The 20,439-nt window shown below is 55.2% G+C and carries 16 protein-coding genes; 14 read left to right on the top strand and 2 right to left on the bottom strand.

Annotated elements, in window-relative coordinates:
• Positions 1-5: 5 nt before the first annotated feature.
• From fecR to fecE, 6 genes are all read left to right on the top strand, one after another.
• Positions 6-977 (top strand): ferric citrate uptake sigma factor regulator FecR, encoded by a 972-nt coding sequence (fecR, locus tag CWS43_RS15710; protein ID WP_101077958.1) that lies wholly within the window; start codon positions 6-8, stop codon positions 975-977.
• 135 nt (positions 978-1,112) lie between these two features.
• Positions 1,113-3,473, top strand: a complete 2,361-nt coding sequence (gene fecA / locus CWS43_RS15705) for a TonB-dependent Fe(3+) dicitrate receptor FecA (protein ID WP_101077957.1) — start codon at positions 1,113-1,115, stop codon at positions 3,471-3,473.
• A 67-nt stretch (positions 3,474-3,540) separates the two neighbouring features.
• Positions 3,541-4,446: a Fe(3+) dicitrate ABC transporter substrate-binding protein FecB gene (locus tag CWS43_RS15700; RefSeq protein ID WP_101077956.1), complete on the top strand. Its 906-nt coding sequence runs from the start codon at positions 3,541-3,543 to the stop codon at positions 4,444-4,446.
• On the top strand, positions 4,443-5,447 hold the full coding sequence (fecC, locus tag CWS43_RS15695) for an iron-dicitrate ABC transporter permease FecC (protein ID WP_232777003.1): 1,005 nt from the start codon (positions 4,443-4,445) through the stop codon (positions 5,445-5,447). Before CWS43_RS15700 ends, fecC begins: the two co-directional genes overlap by 4 nt.
• The gene (gene fecD, locus CWS43_RS15690; protein WP_101077955.1) at positions 5,444-6,406 is read left to right on the top strand and encodes a Fe(3+) dicitrate ABC transporter permease subunit FecD; all 963 of its coding nucleotides are present in this window, start codon (positions 5,444-5,446) and stop codon (positions 6,404-6,406) included. The genes fecC and fecD overlap by 4 nt, the downstream gene beginning before the upstream one ends.
• A gap of 2 nt (positions 6,407-6,408) precedes the next feature.
• Complete coding sequence (fecE, locus tag CWS43_RS15685; protein WP_101077954.1) at positions 6,409-7,176, top strand: Fe(3+) dicitrate ABC transporter ATP-binding protein FecE; 768 nt, start codon at positions 6,409-6,411, stop codon at positions 7,174-7,176.
• Positions 7,177-7,229: 53 nt separating this feature from the next.
• Here the strand turns inward: fecE and CWS43_RS15680 are convergent, their stop codons facing one another.
• Entirely contained in the window at positions 7,230-8,459 is a 1,230-nt protein-coding gene (locus tag CWS43_RS15680; RefSeq protein ID WP_101077953.1) for an EAL and HDOD domain-containing protein, read from the bottom strand.
• Positions 8,460-8,821: 362 nt separating this feature from the next.
• Here CWS43_RS15680 and lldD point away from each other — a divergent pair, with 362 nt between their 5' ends.
• Positions 8,822-9,970 (top strand): FMN-dependent L-lactate dehydrogenase LldD, encoded by a 1,149-nt coding sequence (gene lldD, locus CWS43_RS15675; RefSeq protein WP_101077952.1) that lies wholly within the window; start codon positions 8,822-8,824, stop codon positions 9,968-9,970.
• A gap of 41 nt (positions 9,971-10,011) precedes the next feature.
• Here lldD and CWS43_RS15670 read toward each other — a convergent pair whose 3' ends face one another.
• On the bottom strand, positions 10,012-11,142 hold the full coding sequence (locus tag CWS43_RS15670) for a GGDEF domain-containing protein (RefSeq protein WP_101077951.1): 1,131 nt from the start codon (positions 11,140-11,142) through the stop codon (positions 10,012-10,014).
• Between the two features lie 299 nt (positions 11,143-11,441).
• Here CWS43_RS15670 and CWS43_RS15665 point away from each other — a divergent pair, with 299 nt between their 5' ends.
• The 7 genes from CWS43_RS15665 to blaRAHN all read left to right on the top strand — a co-directional run bounded on the left by CWS43_RS15665 (position 11,442) and on the right by blaRAHN (position 20,400).
• Positions 11,442-12,344 carry a homocysteine S-methyltransferase family protein gene (locus CWS43_RS15665; protein ID WP_101077950.1) on the top strand — a complete coding sequence of 301 codons (903 nt, stop codon included), beginning with the start codon at positions 11,442-11,444 and terminating at the stop codon, positions 12,342-12,344.
• A gap of 72 nt (positions 12,345-12,416) precedes the next feature.
• Complete coding sequence (locus tag CWS43_RS15660; protein ID WP_101077949.1) at positions 12,417-13,961, top strand: ABC transporter substrate-binding protein; 1,545 nt, start codon at positions 12,417-12,419, stop codon at positions 13,959-13,961.
• A gap of 91 nt (positions 13,962-14,052) precedes the next feature.
• Positions 14,053-14,991 (top strand): ABC transporter permease, encoded by a 939-nt coding sequence (locus tag CWS43_RS15655; protein WP_101078222.1) that lies wholly within the window; start codon positions 14,053-14,055, stop codon positions 14,989-14,991.
• A gap of 19 nt (positions 14,992-15,010) precedes the next feature.
• Positions 15,011-15,832: an ABC transporter permease gene (locus CWS43_RS15650; protein ID WP_101077948.1), complete on the top strand. Its 822-nt coding sequence runs from the start codon at positions 15,011-15,013 to the stop codon at positions 15,830-15,832.
• On the top strand, positions 15,822-17,414 hold the full coding sequence (locus tag CWS43_RS15645) for an ABC transporter ATP-binding protein (RefSeq protein WP_101077947.1): 1,593 nt from the start codon (positions 15,822-15,824) through the stop codon (positions 17,412-17,414). Before CWS43_RS15650 ends, CWS43_RS15645 begins: the two co-directional genes overlap by 11 nt.
• Before the next feature lie 310 nt (positions 17,415-17,724).
• Positions 17,725-19,395 carry a methyl-accepting chemotaxis protein gene (locus tag CWS43_RS15640; protein ID WP_101077946.1) on the top strand — a complete coding sequence of 557 codons (1,671 nt, stop codon included), beginning with the start codon at positions 17,725-17,727 and terminating at the stop codon, positions 19,393-19,395.
• A 117-nt stretch (positions 19,396-19,512) separates the two neighbouring features.
• Complete coding sequence (gene blaRAHN, locus CWS43_RS15635) at positions 19,513-20,400, top strand: RAHN family extended-spectrum class A beta-lactamase (RefSeq protein WP_101077945.1); 888 nt, start codon at positions 19,513-19,515, stop codon at positions 20,398-20,400.
• Positions 20,401-20,439 lie beyond the last annotated feature (39 nt).

Below are 20,439 nucleotides of genomic sequence, written 5' to 3'. Positions count from 1 at the left end.
GCGCGATGAACACTTCCCTTACCGACAATCAGCGTCTGTCGCTGAAAATGGCGGCACAGTGGTTCGCTACGCTGTGCGCAGGTGACGTCACGCCGCAGCAAAACCTGAAATGGCAGCAGTGGCTGGCGCAGAGTGAAGACCATCTCTGGGCATGGCAGCGCGTGGAATCCTTGCAGGGGCAGTTGCACAATATGCCCGGCAAATTCAGTTATCAGACGCTTAACCATGCGCGGCAGCAGTCCGAGGTTACGCGCAGGCGCGTGCTGAAAAGCCTGCTGGTGCTGCTGGGGCTGGGTGGTATCTGGAAAGCCTGGCAAACACCTGCCGGGCAGGGCTTGCTGGCGGATGCCCGTACCGCAACGGGCGAAATTAAAACACTGCGTCTTGAAGATGGCTCACAGCTTTCTCTCAATACCGCCAGTGCCGCCGATATCCGTTTTACCGATACGCAACGTCTTATCCGACTGCATCAGGGTGAAATCAGCATGACTACCGCGCGCGATCCGTATCCCGTTTCGCGCCCGTTTCTGGTGGAAACGCAACAGGGAATGCTGCGTGCGCTCGGTACCGAATTTATCGTCCGGCAGCAAGAGGATGCGACACGGCTTACGGTGCTGAAACACGCGGTTGAAATCACGCTGCGTGACCGGCCTTCTCAAATTTTGCAGGTCAGCGAAGGGCACTCGGTGCGTTTTACCGGCAATGTGTTTGATGAAGTGACAGCGAATGTCAGCGGGGCCGGAAGCTGGAGTAAAGGTGTCCTGAGCGTCAGCGACTGGCGGCTGGCGGATGTGATCGATGAACTCTCCCGCTACCGGCACGGACACCTGGGCTGCGATCCGCGGGTGGCAAACCTGCGGATCAGCGGGACATTCCCGCTGAAAGATACCGACAGCGTGCTCGATATTCTTTCACGCACACTTCCTGTGAAAATTCAGACGGCTACGCGCTATTGGGTGAACGTAGTGCCTGCCTGATGCTTCGGTGAAATCCTCCCCGCAAATAAAAATGATAAATAATCGCATTCGCGATTGTCCCTTTTGAATTCTCATCCGACTCCTATGTAGCCATTAAAAAATCACACAGCAAAAAACATAAAATCGGGAGAGGGTATGTTCATTTCACGCTCACGCGTTATTCGTTCTTTTGGCAAAACAACACCACTGGCGATTGCCATTCACTGCGCCATCATTCCAGCCGCTCTGCTGACCGCGTTGCCGGTGGCCGCTGCGGTTCAGTCTGCGCCTTATCAGATTGCCGCAGGGGATCTGGATACCGCCCTCAATCAGTTTGCCGCTAAAGCGGGGATCACGCTTTCGGTTGATTCTTCGCTGACGCGTGGAAAACACAGCAGCGGATTGCAGGGGAGTTACACCGTCACCGACGGGCTGACGACACTGCTGGCAAACAGCGGCCTGGAAGCTAAATCGCTGGGCAATAATGCGTTTACGCTGGCGGCGATCCCTGTGCCGGTGCAGACGTCCGAATCCCTGACCGTGGTCGGCGACTGGCTGGCTGATGCGCGGGAAAATGACGTTTTTGAACATGGCGGGGCGCGTGACGTGATCCGCCGTGAAGATTTTGTGAAAACCGGCGCCACCACGGTGCGCGAAGTGATGAACCGTATTCCGGGCGTCAATGCGCCGGAAAACAACGGTACCGGCAGCCATGATATGGCGATGAACTTCGGTATTCGTGGCCTGAATCCGCGCCTTGCCAGCCGTTCAACCGTGCTGATGGACGGCATTCCTGTCCCGTTTGCGCCTTACGGCCAGCCACAGCTTTCCCTTGCGCCGGTTTCGCTCGGCAATATGGATGCGGTGGACGTAGTGCGTGGCGGCGGTGCCGTACGTTACGGGCCGCAAAGCGTCGGCGGCGTGGTCAACTTTGTGACGCGCGCTATTCCGAAAGATTTTGGTATTGAAGCCGGAATGGAAGGCTTGCTCAGCCCGACGTCCAGCCAGAATGACCCGAAAGGCACCGGTAATCTGATGGTGGGCGGCACGGCAGATAACGGTCTGGGCGGTGCGTTACTGTATTCCGGCACACGCGGCAGCGACTGGCGCGAACACAGCGCCACTAAAATCGACGATGTGATGCTCAAAACCCGCTACGCGCCGAACGAGGTCCACACGTTTAACAGCCTGCTGCAATATTACGAAGGCCGGGCTGAAATGCCGGGTGGTTTATCCCGTGCGGATTACAACGCTAACCGTTTTCAGTCCACACGTCCTTATGACGAATTCTGGGGCCGCCGCCAGCTGGCGAATTTTGGCTATCAGTATCAGCCTGACCAGCAGCATAAATTCAACGTGCAGACGTTCTATACCTACACGCTGCGCAGCGGTTATCTCGATCAGGGCAAAAACCTGACGCTTTCCCCGCGCCAGTACTGGGTACGCGGCATCGAACCGCGCTACAGCCAGAGCTTTAACCTTGGGCAGACCGCCCATGAAGTCGGCGTCGGTTACCGTTATGTCAGCGAATCCACCCATGAATTGCGCTATTACAGCCCGGCGAAATCGGGCGTGCTGCCGACCAGCGACAGCCCTTATGACCGCGATACGCAGTCCGGCACGCAGGCGAACGCGTTTTACATCGATGACCGCATCGACGTTGGCGACTGGACCATCACGCCGGGCATGCGTTACGAACACATTCAGTCGTATCAGAATAACTACATCAAAGGCACCAAACAGGAAATCAGCTACAACGCGCCGCTGCCTGCGCTGAACGTCGTTTATCACATGAACGAGGCCTGGAATCTTTACGCCAACACAGAAGGCTCTTTCGGCACGGTGCAGTACAGCCAGATCGGTAAAGCCGTGGACAGCGGCAGTATCGAACCGGAAAAAGCCCGCACCTGGGAGCTGGGTACGCGCTTTGATAACAGCGTTGTGAAGGCGGAAGTCGGGCTGTTCATGATCAACTTTAACAATCAGTACGACTCTAACCAGACAGACGACAGCGTCAATGCACGCGGGAAAACCCGCCACACCGGGCTGGAAAGTCAGATCCGTTACGACCTCGCTGATTTGTCGCCAAAACTCGAAAACTTCTCCGCTTACGCCAGCTATGCGTATGTCAACGCCGTCATTCGCGAATCCGGCGACACGAAGGGCAATCAGGTGCCGTTTTCCCCGAAAAACAAAGGCACGCTGGGGCTCGACTACACGCCGGGCAACTGGTTCTTCAACGTCAACAGCGAATACCAGTCCGGCCAGTTTGCGGATAACGCCAATACCGTTGCGGAAAGCGCCGACGGCAGCACGGGCCGCATTCCCGGCTTCATGCTGTGGGGCGCACGCGCCGGTTATCAGTTTGGCCCGGACATGGCAAACCTGAATCTGGCCTTCGGTGTGAAGAATATCTTCGACCACGAATACTTCACCCGTGCGTATGACGATAACAACAAAGGGATTTATGCCGGACAGCCGCGCACGCTGTATATGCAAGGCTCCCTCCATTTTTAATTGCTGAACATTTACCGGGCTGAGTCATTAAGCCCGGTTTCTCCCTTTTCAACCGCACAGAGGTTTTATGTCTTTATTCTCCCGCTTTGCGCTTTTGATTGGTTTATGTTTTTCGCTGGGCACCGCGCAGGCCGTGACGGTGGCTGACCAGCAGGGCAGTTTTACGCTCGATACGGCTCCCAAACGCGTCGTCGTTCTGGAGTTGTCTTTTGTGGATGCGTTAGCCGTGGTGGATGTCAGCCCGGTGGGCGTGGCCGATGACAACGACGCAGAACGTATCTTGCCGGAAGTGTGCCAGCGCATCGGTGCATGGAAGTCCGTTGGCACCCGTTCGCAGCCGAGCCTTGAGGCGATTGCCGCGCTGAAGCCGGATCTGATCATTGCCGACAGCAGCCGTCACGGCGGCATTTACACCGCGCTGAAAGGCATTGCACCGACGCTGATGCTGAAATCCCGCAACGAAACTTACACTGAGAATCTGGAATCGGCGGCGATCATCGGCAAAGTGCTGGGGAAAGAGGCGCTGATGCAGCAACGTCTGGCGGAACATCACCAGCGGATGCAGGCGTTTGCCAGCCAGTTGCCAAAAGGTACGCAGGTGGTGTTCGGCACCTCGCGCGAACAGCAATTTAATTTGCATACGCGCGATTCCTACACCGGCAGCGTGCTGACGTCGCTTGGCCTGGTTGTGCCGGAGCCGGTTAAGCAGCAGGCGCTGGCAAATATCAGTTTTGAGCAACTGCTGGCGATCAACCCGGACTGGCTGATTGTCGCGCACTACCGTCAGGAAAGTATCGTGCGCCAGTGGCAGCAGGATCCGCTGTGGCAAATGATGAAAGCCGCGCAGAAAAATCAGATCGCGGCAGTCGATGCTAACGTCTGGGCGAGAATGCGCGGGGTGTTTGCCGCTGAACATATTGCCAGTGACGTTGTAAAAATCCTGCATCATCAGGCGGTCGTTACCGCACCATGATGGCAGTAACACGGAGAGTGAAAGGGTGGCGCTGGACGTTGCCCCTGTGCGCATTGGGCGTCAGCTTCTGGCTGACGCTTTTTTGCCGTTCTGCGGTGCCCATCGGCGCACTGGAATCTTTGCGCGCGCTGCTTCCCGGCCCGCCCGCGTCACTGGCGCAGGCGCTGGTGCTCAATCTGCGGCTGCCCCGCAGCCTGGTGGCGATGTTGCTCGGTGCCAGCCTGGCGCTGGCGGGCAGTTTGCTGCAAACCCTGACCCGCAATCCGCTGGCATCGCCTTCCTTATTTGGCATTAACGCCGGGGCCTCACTGGCGATGGTGGTGGTCAGTGCCCTCAGCCCGCAACTGTTATCTGGTTTCAGCATTGCGCTGGTGGCGGCCACCGGCGGCGGAATAAGCTGGGGGATGGTGATGCTGACCGGCGGCGGCTGGCAGCAGGCGGGTGACCGCAGCCGGTTAATTCTTGCCGGTGTCGCCGTTTCGGCGTTGTGCGCAGCGCTGGCGAAGGCGACGCTGATCCTCTCAGAAGATCATGCATACGGCATTCTAAACTGGCTGGCCGGAGGCGTGGCGCACGCCCGCTGGCCGGAGTTCTGGCATTTGTTTCCGTTTACCGTAATTATCGCGCCGTGGGTTTTACTGCTTTCCAGCCGCCTGAATTTGTTGCAGGTCAGCGATGAAAGCGCACAGACGCTTGGCGTAAATCTGCCGCGCCTGCGGCTGACCATCAACCTGATGGTGCTATTGCTGGTCGGTGCCTGCGTCAGCGTCGCCGGGCCGCTGGCCTTTATCGGGCTGCTGGTGCCGCATATTTCCCGTTACTGGATTGGCTACGACTTGCGCCGCATGTTGCCGGTGAGCATGATTTTTGGCGCAACGCTGATGCTGCTGGCCGATCTGCTGGCGCGCTTTCTGGCGTGGCCGGGTGAATTACCGGCGGGCGTGGTGCTGGCGCTGATTGGCGCACCGTTCTTTGTCTGGCTGGTGAGGACACGCACATGACCCGGCAGTTCACGGTGTTCACCGTTCTGATCAGCCTGTTGCTGCTGACCTTCCTGATTTCCCTGCGTTATGGCACGCACACCCTGACGTTTGAGCAAATGCGTCTGGCGCTTGCGCCCGCTGATGACAACCATTTCCCGCTGATGGAATATCGCCTGCCGCGCTCACTCCTGGCTGTGCTGGTTGGCGCGGCACTGGCGCTTTCCGGCGTGCTGGTGCAGGGCATTATCCGCAATCCGCTGGCCTCACCGGATATTCTGGGCGTTAACCACGCCGCCGGGCTGATGTCGGTGGGCGCGCTGATGCTGTTCCCCGCGCTTTCCGTTTTGTGGCTGCCGCCGCTGGCGTTTATCGGTGGGATTACCGCGTTTGTATTGCTGCGCCTGATGTCAGGGCGTTCCGCGCCTTTGAAGCTGGCGCTGACCGGCGTCGCGCTGACCGCATTTTACGCCAGCCTGACGGATTACCTGATGTTGTCGCGGCCGATGGAAATCAACAGCGCATTGTTATGGCTGACAGGAAGTCTGTGGGGACGCGGCTGGAATTTCGTCGAAATCGTTGCGCCGTGGTTGCTGATATTGCTGCCGCTCAGCCTGTGGTTTTGCCGCGATCTGGACGTACTCGCGCTTGGCGATGAAAGCGCCTCGACGCTGGGTATTCGTGTTTCCCGCGTGCAGCGTCTGGTGTTATTGCTGGCGGTTGCACTGGCGGCCATCAGCGTCGCCGCCTGCGGGCCGGTCGGTTTTATTGGCCTGGTCGCGCCGCATCTGACCCGCAAGCTGGTCGGTGGCCGTCACCGTGTGCTCATCCCGGCGTCATTGCTGGTGGGCGCACTGATTTTACTGCTGGCAGACGTGCTGGCGCGTACCTTACATCCGCCGCTGGAGCTGCCTGCAGGCGTTTTAACGGCGGTGATCGGTGCACCGTATTTTTTCTGGTTACTGATGAGAACCCGCTGATTATGCAACTGAGTGCAGACAATCTGTATGCCGGTTACGGCAATAAAAACATTCTGAACGGGCTTTCGCTGAGCCTTCCGGCGGGGAAAATCACGGCGCTGATCGGCCCGAACGGTTGCGGGAAATCGACGTTGCTGAAATGTTTTTCCCGCTTACTGACGCCGTCTTCCGGAATATTACGGCTGGGGGCAGATGATTTATCCGCGCTGCACGGGCGCACGCTGGCACGTAAACTGGCACTGTTGCCGCAACAGCATATTGCACCGGAAGGGATCAGCGTGCGGGAGCTGGTGGGCTATGGCCGCAGCCCGTGGTTGAATCTGTGGGGCAGGTTGGGGCAGCAGGATAAAACGGCTGTTGAAAAGGCCATGCAGGAAACAAATATCACGGATCTGGCGGAAATGCGGGTCAGCGAGCTTTCCGGCGGGCAGCGGCAGCGCGTCTTTCTGGCAATGGTGCTGGCGCAGGATACGCCGCTTGTTTTGCTCGACGAGCCGACAACGTATCTCGATATCAGCCATCAGGTTGAGCTGATGAATTTATTGCGCCGCCAGAACCAGCAAGGTAAAACGCTGGTGGCGGTATTGCATGACCTTAATCAGGCCAGCCGGTATTGCGATTATCTGGTGATGATGGCAAAGGGGAATATCATCGCACAGGGCACGCCGGAAGAGATCATGACGCCTGCGCTGCTGGCTGAGGTCTTTGATATTCATGCTCAGATTCACCCTGACCCGGTATCAGGCAGGCCGATGTGCGTGGTGAAGTAAGCATTCCGGCATGTATTCCCGCCTGTCAATAAAAGCCGAAATATTCACTACTCTCAATAGGACGAGAGTTCATCTGCCCATTTTAAGGCCTGTTGCATATCCTGGATAATGCCGTTTTCCGGCAAGTTTAAATCCTGGCAAAGTGCACGGGCTTCGTCCCACTTTTGCTGCTCATAAAGTTGGCTCAGATAAAGGATCTTATAAAGCAAACCTTCGTGGTTGCATAATGCGGACATGACACCTTCGGATAAGGATATTTGCTGGAATAAATCTTCATGGGATATTTCAAGTATCACATCTAATAATGAAAACAGACCACAAAAGAAGGCATCATGCGCCTGTTGTTGCAATCCAATCTTGGTGGCTATCAGTTCGCAGAATCGTCCTCTGGCCAAACTTGTGAAATACAGCTCAGCGGTTTTCATATCATCAAGGTTTGATATGCATACGATGGAGACAAAACGGCGAAGTTCGTTATATCCCAAATACAGAATTATTTCCCTTATGGTCAGATCATTGGACAAAACGATACCACGGCGCTGAAAGAGAATGTTCTTTGAAAACTTCAGGAGCTTATAGGATAATGTCACATCAGTCTTTAAGAGCTCTTCAATTGTTTCCAGATTGGGCGAATCAACATTTATTTCTTTCATCAGTTTTAGCAGGGAAATCCTGTTGGGCGATAGCTTTTTGGATTGGATGACCTCCGGTTTTTTGTAAAAATACCCCTGAAATAAAGTAAAGCCTGCGTCAGCATACGCGTCGAAAACCTCTCTGGTTTCGACCTTTTCGGCCAGAAATGTTATGCCGGTTAATATATCGTGCTTATTTTTTAAATACGTTATTATTTCATCTTGTGACTTTTTACTGACATCGAATTTAATGGTGGAAATATACGGGAAAAACGCCTCCCATTTTTCTTCCAGAATAAAGTCGTCGAGGGCTATTTTAAAACCGTTAATGTATAGTTTTTTTACTGCGCTGAGCAGGTCTGCGTCTGGCACTGCGTTTTCCAGTATTTCAATCACCACTTTATCTCTGGGGAGAATGCTGGCTGTACCATTTATGATCAGCTGATAAGGGAAATTAATAAATGAAGTATGAGGACCCACCAGGCGGGGAAGGGGCATGCCAAGCAGATGATCGGAGATCATACTATAAGTTGCATGTTCGTCAGAGACATTGGGGAAGTAATTACTCATGCTGTCTCTGAAAAGGAGTTCGTAAGCGACAGTTTTCAGATCACGATTAAATATAGGCTGCCTTGCTATAAAAGAATTCATCAATATTCCCCTTGCCGCAATTTACCTTATGACCTTATATCATGTGCAAATAATGATAAGTATGATCGTCAGCACAGATAATCATGGTTAGAATATTTTTGTCATGATTCTTACCGTTATGAGAACTGATTTAAATTGTCCCCTGATCACAAGGATAGATGAGATATCCACTCTTTTGAGAAAACTTCTTAAAAGCCTTCTGTAAGAATCGTTTTATTCCTCAGTGTTTCACCGGACGGGCACCACGTTATTCCTGCACAAATTTTGCCAAATGCCGAAGATTAAACTATATATGACAATAGTTTAGTAAACCTCCTACACCCCAACAGCGCCGTCAGAGCGCAAGACACCGAGAAAATACAATGATCATTTCTGCATCAACGGATTACCGTGCGGCGGCAAAAAGCAAATTGCCGCCGTTTCTGTTCCATTACATCGACGGCGGCGCTTATAACGAGCATACGCTCAGACGTAATACTGCCGATCTGGCCGATATCGCGTTGCGCCAGCGCATCCTGAAAAATATGTCCGATCTCAGCCTGGAAACACAGTTGTTTGGCGAAAAGCTGGCGATGCCGGTGGTGCTGGCACCCGTTGGGCTGACGGGCATGTATGCACGTCGTGGCGAAGTTCAGGCGGCGCGGGCGGCAGCCACAAAGGGGATCCCTTTCACGCTTTCTACCGTGTCGGTTTGTCCGATTGAAGAGGTTGCCCCGGCCATCAACCGGCCAATGTGGTTCCAGCTTTATGTTTTAAAAGATCGCGGATTCATGCGTAATGCGCTCGAACGTGCTCAGGCGGCAGGCGTGAAAACGCTGGTTTTTACCGTGGATATGCCGGTGCCCGGTGCACGTTATCGTGATGCACATTCGGGGATGAGTGGCCCGAACGCTGCTGCACGCCGGATGTTACAGGCGGTGACACACCCGCAGTGGGCGTGGGATGTCGGCCTGAACGGTAAACCGCATGACCTGGGTAACGTTTCTGCGTATCGCGGTAAACCGACCACGCTGGAAGATTACATCGGCTGGCTGGGCGCAAACTTCGACCCGTCAATTTCATGGAAAGATCTGGAGTGGATCCGCGAGTTCTGGAAAGGCCCGATGATCATCAAAGGCATTCTGGACCCTGAAGATGCCAAAGACGCCGTAAAGTTTGGCGCCGACGGCATCGTCGTTTCTAACCACGGTGGCCGCCAGCTCGACGGCGTGCTGTCCACTGCCCATGCGTTGCCCGCGATCGCTGACGCCGTGAAAGGTGACATCACGATCCTGGCGGATTCAGGCATCCGCACTGGCCTGGATGTCGTGCGCATGATTGCCCTCGGCGCTGACAGCGTGTTGCTGGGGCGTGCGTTTGTTTATGCGCTGGCGGCGGCGGGTGAGGCGGGCGTAATCAATTTGCTGAATCTGATCGAAAAAGAGATGAGGGTGGCGATGACGCTGACCGGCGCGAAGTCCATTTCCGAAATCAGCGCGGATTCGCTGGTATACGGGCGCGGCGTGCGATAAACGCGGTGAACCGGGGCAGAGCTGACGGCTGCCCCGCTGATTTACGCACCGGTGCAATAACCGTTTCGTCCGGCGTGCTTGGCCTCATACAGCGCCAGGTCGGCACGCCTGAGTAACTCCAGTGATGTCATCCCCGGCGCCCATTGCATGATGCCCTGGCTGACGGTCACAATATCGGAAACCTGTGATAATGCGTGGGGAATGGCCGCTTTCTCAATGTTTTGCCTGATGCGCGAAGCTACCGCTTCAGCCTCCTGCGCCCCTGTGTTATGCAGCAATATCACAAATTCTTCCCCGCCATAGCGGGCAACCAAATCAGCCGGTTGCCGCACGGCGTTCTTGAAACATTCCGCGATACTTACCAGGCAGGTATCTCCGGCCTGATGGCCGTAGTGGTCGTTGTATTTCTTAAAGAAATCGACGTCGATCATAATGACGGAAAGCGTTCCGCCCTGACGTTCGGTTTGCGCAATGTGTTGCTCAAGCTGGCTATCGAACTGGCGGCGGTTGGCTACGCCGGTGAGCGGATCGTTATGCGCCAGATTATCCAGTTTACTGACCAGCATTGCGTTATCGCATTCCCGGCGGACAGATAAAACAAACCAGCGGTTGAGCATTATGCGCCCCGTCTCGAACAACACGCTGATGATGATTATCGCGGCGACTTCCAGAACCGGAATGCTCGGCGCAAGAAAGACCAGATGATAGAACAGCGAAACCCATAGCGGAGACGTGAAGCTATAAAGGATGGGGGCTGCCGGATAGAGTGCGATCAGAGCGGTAAAAATCAGCATACAAAACAGCGGGAAAATCAGCTGCTGCTGCACGTCATTGCTGAGCATAAAGTGGAACAGCGTTGCCCAATACAGGCCGGTCAGAAATGCCAGCGCCATCGCCGGGAAGCGCGACCTGACAAAGCGCAGCAAAGGCAGTATCAGGATAAAAAAGACGAGAAAAATAAGCGACATTCTGTCGAATTCTGCGCCAGAAATCGCGGCTGCCGATTCGGGAGCAAGCAGCGGCCTGAAATAGTGCCGCCCGAAAAGAAAAAGCGCAAAACAGAGATTGGCAAACAGCAGCCACAGCCCGCTGGTGCGCAAAGCGGTTTTTTTGTAATGCTCAAGCAAGGCGCTGAACGCGGTATCTTGCGCGGGGCTGGGGGCTTTTGGCATGTTTATCCTTAACATTGTTCTCGGGAAATAGTGTAGTCGCCCCGTGGCACAAGGTTAGGGTATTTGTTTTCTGAGGAGGAATATTGATGAAAGTATTCATCCGGCACCACTGTGCACAGGCAATAAACACCTTCTGCATCAGGCGATCACCGCCCGTGCGGCCATATTTGTATGAAACCGAATCCTTACATTTTTAGCCATTAAGAAATCTAGACATCTAAACGTTCGTTTTGTAGAGTGTTGCCACCTGCTGAGTTAATAATTGATTCGGTTAAGAAAAATACGATGGCGGCGACACAATGATCAGTAACATTAAAATCCTCGATGGCGGCATGGGCCGCGAACTGGCCCGGATGGGCGCTCCCTTTCGGCAGCCTGAATGGTCAGCCCTGGCACTGATGCAGGCCCCGGAGTTTGTCCGTGCCGCACACGATGCTTTTATTGCCGCCGGTTCTCAGGTCATTACTACTAACAGCTACGCCGTTGTGCCGTTCCATGTCGGCGAAACCGTCTTTGCTGAGCAGGGCGCGGCGCTGATTGCGCTGTCCGGCAAACTGGCGCGTGAAGCCGCAGATGCCGCGCCGGTGGCGGTCAACGTCGCGGGCTCACTTCCCCCTGTTCTGGGCTCCTATCGACCGGATCTGTTCGAACCTGTGGCGGCTAAAAAGCTGCTTAAGGTGCTGGTTGAAAACCTCTCTGACACCGTCGATTACTGGCTGGCTGAAACGCAAAGCTCTGTCGCGGAAGTTGAAGCCGTGCGCGACGTGCTGGGTGATGACTCCCGCCCGCTGTGGCTTTCTTTTACATTGCAGGACAACCTCGGTGAGCGGGGGAACGCCTCATTGCGCTCCGGTGAATCCATCGAACAAGCCGTTGACGCCGCTCTGCGGGTTTCTGCCAGCGCGGTTCTGTTCAACTGCAGCCGCCCGGAAGTGATGGCCGCCGCCGTGCAGGCCGCAAGAGCGGCACTGGCCGCGCAGGGTTCCGCACTGGATATCGGTGTTTACGCGAATGCCTTCGAGCCTGCGGATAACAAACGCGGCGCAAACGAAGGGTTGAGTAAAATTCGCCAGGACACTGACCCGGCCGGATACCTTGAGTTCGCTCAGGACTGGGTAGCAAAAGGTGCGACGATGGTGGGTGGTTGCTGCGGTATCGGGCCGGAACACATTGCCGCACTGAAAAACGCATTCAGCGAATAAAATCAAAAACAATTCAGCCGCCCGACGGACTGAATTTTGGGGCGTTATCGCCCCAATGACAGGGGAGAAAATATGTTAGATCGTCGTTCGTTTATTAAAAGTGCGGGGGCACTTTCCATCGCTGCGGCAACGCACTCTTTGTGGCTGGGCAACGCGTTTGCCGCCGACGCTGAGAAGCCAAAAAAAGGCGGTCATCTGGTGGTCGGCGTGGATAACGCCTCCAGCACCGACCGTCTGGATCCCGCGTTCTGGTTCGAAACGTACATGTATTTTGTCGGTTCGCAGATGTTCAACAATCTGGTAGAGATCGACGAAAGTGCCGGGCTTGCGCCATCGCTGGCGGAATCCTGGTCTTCTGCCGATGGCAGCAAAACCTGGGTGCTGAAAATCCGTCAGGGCGTGCAGTTCCACGATGGCCGTTCGCTCGGCGCGAAAGACGTGGTGTATTCCCTGAATCACCATCGTGGCGAGAAATCCACGTCGCCGGTGAAAGGTTATCTGGATACCGTCAGTTCAATTGAAGCGACCGGCGACCATGAAGTCACTATCAAACTGACTGCGCCGGATGTGGAGTTTGTCTGGTTACTGAGCGCCGTGCACTTCGCTATTACCGCCGAGAATGAAAACTTCGACAAAGGCATCGGCACCGGTGCGTTTATTTTGGAAAAATTCCAGCCGGGCGTGACCACGCTGACCAAACGCAATCCGAACTACTGGAACAGCGAACGCGGGCACGTAGATTCCGTCGAAACACTGGCGATGAATGATTCCACCGCGCGCGTTGCGGCGCTGGTCAGTGGCTCTGCTCAGCTAATTAACCGTGTGAATCCGCGCATCGTCAGCCGCATTGAACGCATGCCGAATCTGAAACTGGTGCGGGCAAAAGACAGCATGATTTACACCTTCCCGGGGCTGTCGAATCTGGCACCGTTCGATAATGTTGACGGGCGTCTGGCGCTGAAATATGCCATCGATCGCCAGCAGATTATCGACACCGTGCTGGGCGGATACGGCACTGTCGCCAATGATAATCCTATCTTCCCGTCGAACCGTTATTTCGCCAAAGATATTCCACAGCGTCCGTACGACCCTGAAAAAGCCCGGTTCCACTGGAATAAATCCGGGTTCAGCGGCCCGCTGACGCTGAATGTCGCGGATGCCGGTTTCCCGGGTGCGGTTGACGCGGGTCAGCTCTATCAGCAATCTGCGGCAAAAGCCGGGATCAATCTCAACGTGGTTCGCGTGCCGGACGATGCATTCTGGAATGATATCTGGCAGAAGAAAGCGTTTGTGTCCTCAAACTGGGCAAACCGTCCGACCGCTGATGCGCTGCTCTCCCTGGTGTTCACCAGCCAGTCTTCGTGGAATGAATCGGCGTGGCACGTCCCGGCCTTCGACGCGATGGTGAAAGCCGCACGCGGTGAGGCAGATGAAACACGGCGCAAGCAGATTTACCACGATATTCAGGTCATGCTGGTGGATCAGGGTAGTGAGATTATCCCGCTTTATGCGGATGCCCTCGACGGTTGTTCAGCAAAAATCAAAGGGTTCACGTCTGTTCCGGGGATGCCTCTGAGCGGCAACCGCGCCGCAGAAAAAGTCTGGATTGAAAGCTGAGCCGGGTAAAATAATGTCAGAGTTATCCTCGCAAAAAGCGACACAACGGCCTGCGGGCCGTTTATTACCCGCACGTCCTTCCTTACTGAATATGGTTCTGGTGCGGTTGTTTTATGGCGTCCTGGTGGTGCTCGCCGTTTCTGTGCTGATTTTTGCCGGTGTGCAATTGTTACCGGGTAACGCCGCGACGGCGATCCTCGGCCAGAGCGCGACGCCGGACGCTATCCGCGAACTGAACCTGCAACTGGGGCTGGATAAACCGGCGATCAGCCGCTATCTGAGCTGGTTGCTCGGGGTGCTGCACGGTGATTTTGGCACCAGTTTTTCCACCCGTGAAGCCATCAGCGGCCCGTTGTTTACGCGGCTTGGCAACACGCTGTTCCTGGCCGGATGCACCGCCGCCATTGCGGTTCCGCTGGCGCTGCTGATTGGTTTTATTTCCGTGCGTTATCATGGCAGCGTTATCGATACTTTCCTGAATGCCATCACCCGCGCCACCGTTGCGCTGCCGGAATTTTTCTCCGGTTATCTGTTGATCCTGATTTTCGCCATTACGCTGGCGTGGGCACCGAGCAACAGCAGCATTACGGCGGATATGCCGCTGGCGGCCCAGCTTTCAGCGATTTCCCTGCCCTGCGCGACACTGGTGCTGGCGATCCTCGGGCATATGAGCAACATGACCCGTGCCGCGCTGATTGCCGCGCAAAGTTCTGCTTATGTGGATACCGCGTTGCTGAAAGGGCTGTCGCCATCGCGCATTTTATGGCGTCACGTTCTGCCCAACGCCATCGGCCCGATCATTAACGTCGTGGCAATCAACCTGGCCTATCTGATGGTCGGTGTGGTGATTGTCGAAAACGTGTTTGTGTATCCGGGGCTGGGGCAGTACATGGTCGACAGCATCAGCAAACGTGATATTCCGGTAATGCAGGATTGCGCGCTGTTGCTGGCCGGGATCTATATCCTGCTGAATTTGCTGGCGGATGTGATGGCGCTGGTCGCCAATCCGCGTTTACGCCACAACCGCTGATGCTTAGGAAATGACTGCAATGCCTGCATTAAAACCCTCTTCGGTTCTTGGCCTGCTGGTGCTGAGCCTTTTTATTCTTATCGCCGTTTTCGCGCCCTGGTTGTCGCCACATGCACCGGATCAGACGCTCGGCATGTCCTGGGATTTGCCCGGCCCCGGCGTTTTGCTTGGCACCGATAATCTTGGTCGTGATTTGTTGTCCCGTCTGATCTGGGGCACCCGCGTTTCGCTGGGGGTGACCGCGCTGGCGGCGCTGGTCGCATTTGTGGTCGGCTGCACGCTGGGCTTCATCGCCGGGCTGCGTGGCGGCTGGGTAGATCAGGTGATTTCCCGGTGTAATGACATTGTGATGGCGATCCCGACGCTGATTCTGGCGTTAATCGTGCTGGCCGTTTTGCCGAAAACTATTTTGATCCTGACGCTGGTTCTCGGCCTGCTCGAGTCTACCCGCGTGCTGCGCGTGGCACGTTCGCTGGCGGTGGATATCGGCGTGATGGAGTTCGTTGACGTGGCGCGTCTGCGTGGCGAAAGCCTGGGCTGGATCCTCTGGCGGGTGATCTTACCGAATGCTTTACAGACGCTGATCGCCGAGTTTGGCCTGCGCTTTATTTTCATTTTGTTGTTCCTCTCTGCACTCTCTTTCCTCGGTTTAGGCATTCAGCCGCCGACTGCTGACTGGGGCGGGCTGGCACGCGATAACAAGGACGGTATTTTATTCGGCGTCTGGGCTGCACTGATCCCAGGTGGTGCTATTGCCGTGCTCGCGCTGGCGGTAAATGCGGTGGCCGACTGGCTGATGAGCGGTGAACGCCGCCGTTGGGGGAAAAAGCATGAAGGATGAACTGTTAAGCGTTGAGCATCTTCGGGTGGTCACCGTCGGTAAAAACCCGCGAACGCTGGTTGATGATGTCTCGCTGAGTGTAAAGCGTGGCGAAGTGCTGGGGCTGATTGGCGAATCTGGCGCAGGGAAATCCACCATCGGGCTGGCAATCCCCGGCCATTGCCGCCAGGGGATGCGGATCCACTCCGGCAGTATTGTGTTTAACGGGCAGGACCTGACATTACTGTCTGACCGGCGCTTACGTCAGATCCGTGGCCGCCATATTGCCTACGTGGCGCAGTCAGCCGGTGCGGCGTTTAACCCGGCGATAACCCTGGGCGAGCAGGTGATTGAAGCCGCACTTAAGCATAAAATCTACGATCGTCAGCAGGCTCAGGCGCGCGCCATTGAGCTGTTTGAACTGCTCGGCTTGCCGCAGCCGCAGGCGTTTTATCAGCGATATCCGCATCAGGTCTCCGGCGGGCAGTTACAGCGCGCAATGATTGCGATGGCGCTGTGTGCGAACCCTGAACTGCTGATTTTCGATGAGCCGACGACCGCGCTGGATGTCACCACGCAGCTTGGCGTGCTGAAAGCCATTGCCGATGTGATCCGTATTTCCGGGGTAGCGGCGATTTATATCAGCCACGATCTGGCCGTCGTTGCGCAGATCAGCGATAAAATCATGGTATTGCAGCACGGTAAAATGGTGGAGCAGGCACCGACCGCGCAGCTGCTGGCACAACCGCAACAGGAATACACCCGGCGTTTGCTTAATGCGCAGGGCGAACCCAAAATGCCGCAAACCGGCGAGGCACCGGTGGCGCTGAGTCTGCGAAACATTAGCGCGCGTTATCAGTCGCAACCGGTTTTGCAGGATATTTCGCTGGACCTGCCGCGGGGTCGTACGCTGGCAGTGATCGGCGAATCCGGTTCGGGCAAATCGACGCTGGGCAAAGTCATTTGCGGGCTGCTCAGCCCGGAAACGGGGGCGGTGACGCTGGAACAGGAAACGTTGTCTGCGGGTTTGCGTCAGCGTAGCCGCCCGCAGTTGCGCGATGTGCAGCTGATCCATCAGATCCCCGATACCGCGCTGAACCCGAAAGAGCGGATCGGCGGGCAGATTTCCCGCGTGCTGGAATGTTTCACTGCGCTGAACCGCAGTGAGCGGCAGGCTAAAGTCAGTGAACTGCTGGCGCAGGTTGGGCTGAACGCGGAGCTGGCGGAGCGGTTCCCTGCGGCGTTGTCCGGCGGCCAGAAGCAGCGCGTATGCATCGCGCGGGCACTGGCGGCGGGGCCGAAACTGATTGTGTGCGATGAGCCAACGTCAGCGCTGGACCCGCTGGTGGCGCGGGACGTACTGGCGCTGCTGCGCAAAATCCAGCAGGACACCGGCATCGCGTACCTGTTTATTACCCACGATTTGCAGGTCGTGCGCGAGATTGCCGATGAAGTTGCCGTCCTGAAGCAGGGCGTGATTGTGCGTCAGGGGCCGGTGGCGTCTGCGCTGAGTGAACCTCTGGACGATTACACCCGAGAACTGCTGCATTCGGTGCCGGAAATGCGCACGGGCTGGCTGGCGGAAATGTCCGCCAGTGCGTAAAACTGCCTCCCCTTAACCGGGGAGGCGTTAATCCAATGTTATTTTTTGTTCAGTAACAAAACTTTCTAATTCACCTCTCTTTACACTTCCCTAATAATCCTGTCACTAAAGATCTCTTTATTTGTACCGATAACCCTCCTGAACGGTAAATATTTTTAAGGTAATTTCCCCCGCTTTAAAAATTAATTTGAGATAAGTGATGCTGGATTATTTAAAAGAAAATAAACAGTAATTTCGCTATGCAATCATCAGTACTTTGAATTGTTTCGTGTTGTATTCATTTTATTGGCCAGGAAATAAGGGAGTGAGAATGTTTAGTATGATCAACAATATGCGTGTGGGTACCCGTCTGGGGGCCGCATTCAGCCTGGTAATTCTGCTTTTAATTATTGTCAGCGTGACGGCAGTAACCAAAATAAGTGCTATTAACGACAGTATTGACCAAATAGTCAGCGATCGTTATGTGAAAGTCCGCCTGGCATTTGACGTCCGCGACGGTGTGAATAACCAGATTAAATACTTGCGCGGAATTGTCATCGATACTAAAAATCCTGAGCAAAACCAAAAACGCTATTTACAACTTGATGACACCGTTAAAGAAACTAATCTGGCGATGAGCAAAATTGCAGCTATCCAGACAACGGTGACCGGCAAGCAAAAAATCAAGGCATTGCAGGATGCCAGCGTGGCGTTTGAATCCGGTAAAGAAGCGCTGATCACTCTGGCCCGCGCCGGTGATATGGATGGTGCAACGGAATATGTGCTGCGCAAGCTGACCACGTCTCAAAATGCCTATCTGGATCTGGCGACCGCTTTCGCTAATTCTCAGGATCAGCAGTTGCAGGCCGAAGGCATTAAAGCCGTAGCAGACGGACACACCGCCATCGAGCTGACCCTGATTTTCTCCGCACTGGCAATCCTGGTGGCGGCGGCGCTGGGCTATTTCCTGACCCGTTCTATCACCCGTCCGTTGCTTAATGCGGTGAAAGTGGCAGAAAACGTGGCCGCAGGCGATCTGACCACGCAAATTCAGGTGAGCTCGGGCGATGAAACAGGCCAGCTGATGCAGGGCCTGAAAAACATGAACGAAAACTTACTGAAAATTGTGACCGAAGTCCGCGCCGGCACAAACGCTATCAACAGCGCGTCCAGCGAAATTGCCGCCGGAAACCTTGATTTGTCTTCCCGTACCGAGCAGCAGGCCAGTTCGCTGGAAGAAACCGCTTCTGCGATGGAACAAATGACGGCGACGGTGAAGCAGAACGCTGATAACGCCCGTCAGGCGAACCAGCTGGCGACACAGGCTTCCCGCGTGGCAGTACAGGGCGGTGAAGTGGTGGGTGAAGTGGTTAACACGATGGAAGGCATTAATGCTTCCTCGCGTAAAATTGTGGATATCATCGCGGTTATTGACGGTATCGCCTTCCAGACCAACATTCTGGCGCTAAACGCCGCTGTAGAAGCGGCGCGTGCCGGTGAGCAGGGGCGTGGATTTGCGGTTGTGGCCTCTGAAGTGCGCAACCTGGCGCAACGTTCCGCCAGTGCCGCGAAAGAGATCAAAGTGCTGATCGACGATTCTGTTTCTAAAGTTGATAACGGTACGCAGCTGGTCGCCAAAGCGGGTGAGACGATGGCCGAAGTGGTATCCAGCGTGAAAAACGTGACGGATATCGTGGGTGAAATCGCCATCGCCAGCAATGAACAAAGCACCGGCATCGAAGAGATCAACAAAGCCATTAACCAGATGGACGAAGTGACTCAGCAGAACGCCGCGCTGGTTCAGGAAGCCTCTTCCGCCGCGTATTCCCTGAATGAACAGGCAGAGCGTCTGTCGCAGGCTATCAGCATCTTTAAAGTCAGCGCGGGTTCAGCGAGCGCTGCCGTACGTCAGGCAGCACAAGCTAAAGCGCCTGCGTTGCCGGGTAGCCGTCGCCTCGCACCGGCAGGTAAAGCGGATGAAGGTAACTGGGAAACATTCTAAGCAGCTCCCCGTTTCAACGATTTTCCACATCCAAACCCGGTACTGAGTATCGGGTTTTTTACTTTTTGCCTCCGCTTTTGCCATAATCCCTTCGCCAACATAAAGGAGAAGGCATTGATGATGAAAAATACCCTGCGTAAAACGGCGCTGATCGCCACCGCTGCGATCACGATGGTCACGTTCAGTGCGGCGTCCCGTGCGCAAACGGCGACAAAAATGATCACTGTCCAGCAACAACTCGCTGCACTGGAAAAAGACAGCGGTGGCCGCCTTGGCGTAATGCTGATTAATACCGCCGATAACTCTCAAATCGCGTACCGTGCGGATGAACGTTTTGCGATGTGCAGCACCAGTAAATTTATGGCGGCGTCGGCCATTCTTAAACAGAGCGAAACGCAAAAAGATTTGCTGGCGCAGCCGGTGAGCATTAAGAAATCGGATCTGGTGAATTACAATCCGATTGCTGAAAAGCACGTTAACGGCACGATGACTCTCGGCGAGCTGGCGGCCGCGGCGTTGCAGTACAGCGATAATGTGGGGATGAACAAACTGATCGAACATCTCGGTGGCCCGCAAAAAGTGACCGAATACGCCCGCACGCTGGGGGATGACACCTTCCGCCTGGATCGCACCGAACCGACGCTGAACACCGCCATTCCCGGCGACGAGCGTGATACCTCCACGCCACGCGCTATGGCGCTCAGCCTGCAAAAAAATGCGCTGGGTGACGGGCTGGCCAGGCCGCAACAGGCGCAGCTGGTTGAGTGGATGAAAGGCAATACAACTGGTGCAATGAGTATCCGCGCAGGGCTGCCGGCAACGTGGATTGTGGGCGACAAAACGGGCAGTGGTGATTATGGCACGACCAACGACATTGCTGTGATCTGGCCTGAAAACAAGGCTCCGCTGGTCCTGGTGACCTATTTCACACAGCCACAGCAGGATGCAAAATCACGTCGTGATGTCCTGTCTTCCGCAGCGAAAATTGTGACTCAGGGGTATTGATGGGCTGATGATAATGCGGAAGGCGACTTCCGCTTTTTT

Origin of the sequence: Rahnella sp. AA (genome assembly GCF_002834385.1) — a bacterium.
Taxonomy (GTDB): domain Bacteria; phylum Pseudomonadota; class Gammaproteobacteria; order Enterobacterales; family Enterobacteriaceae; genus Rahnella.
This window is presented reverse-complemented; position numbering and strand designations above follow the sequence as displayed.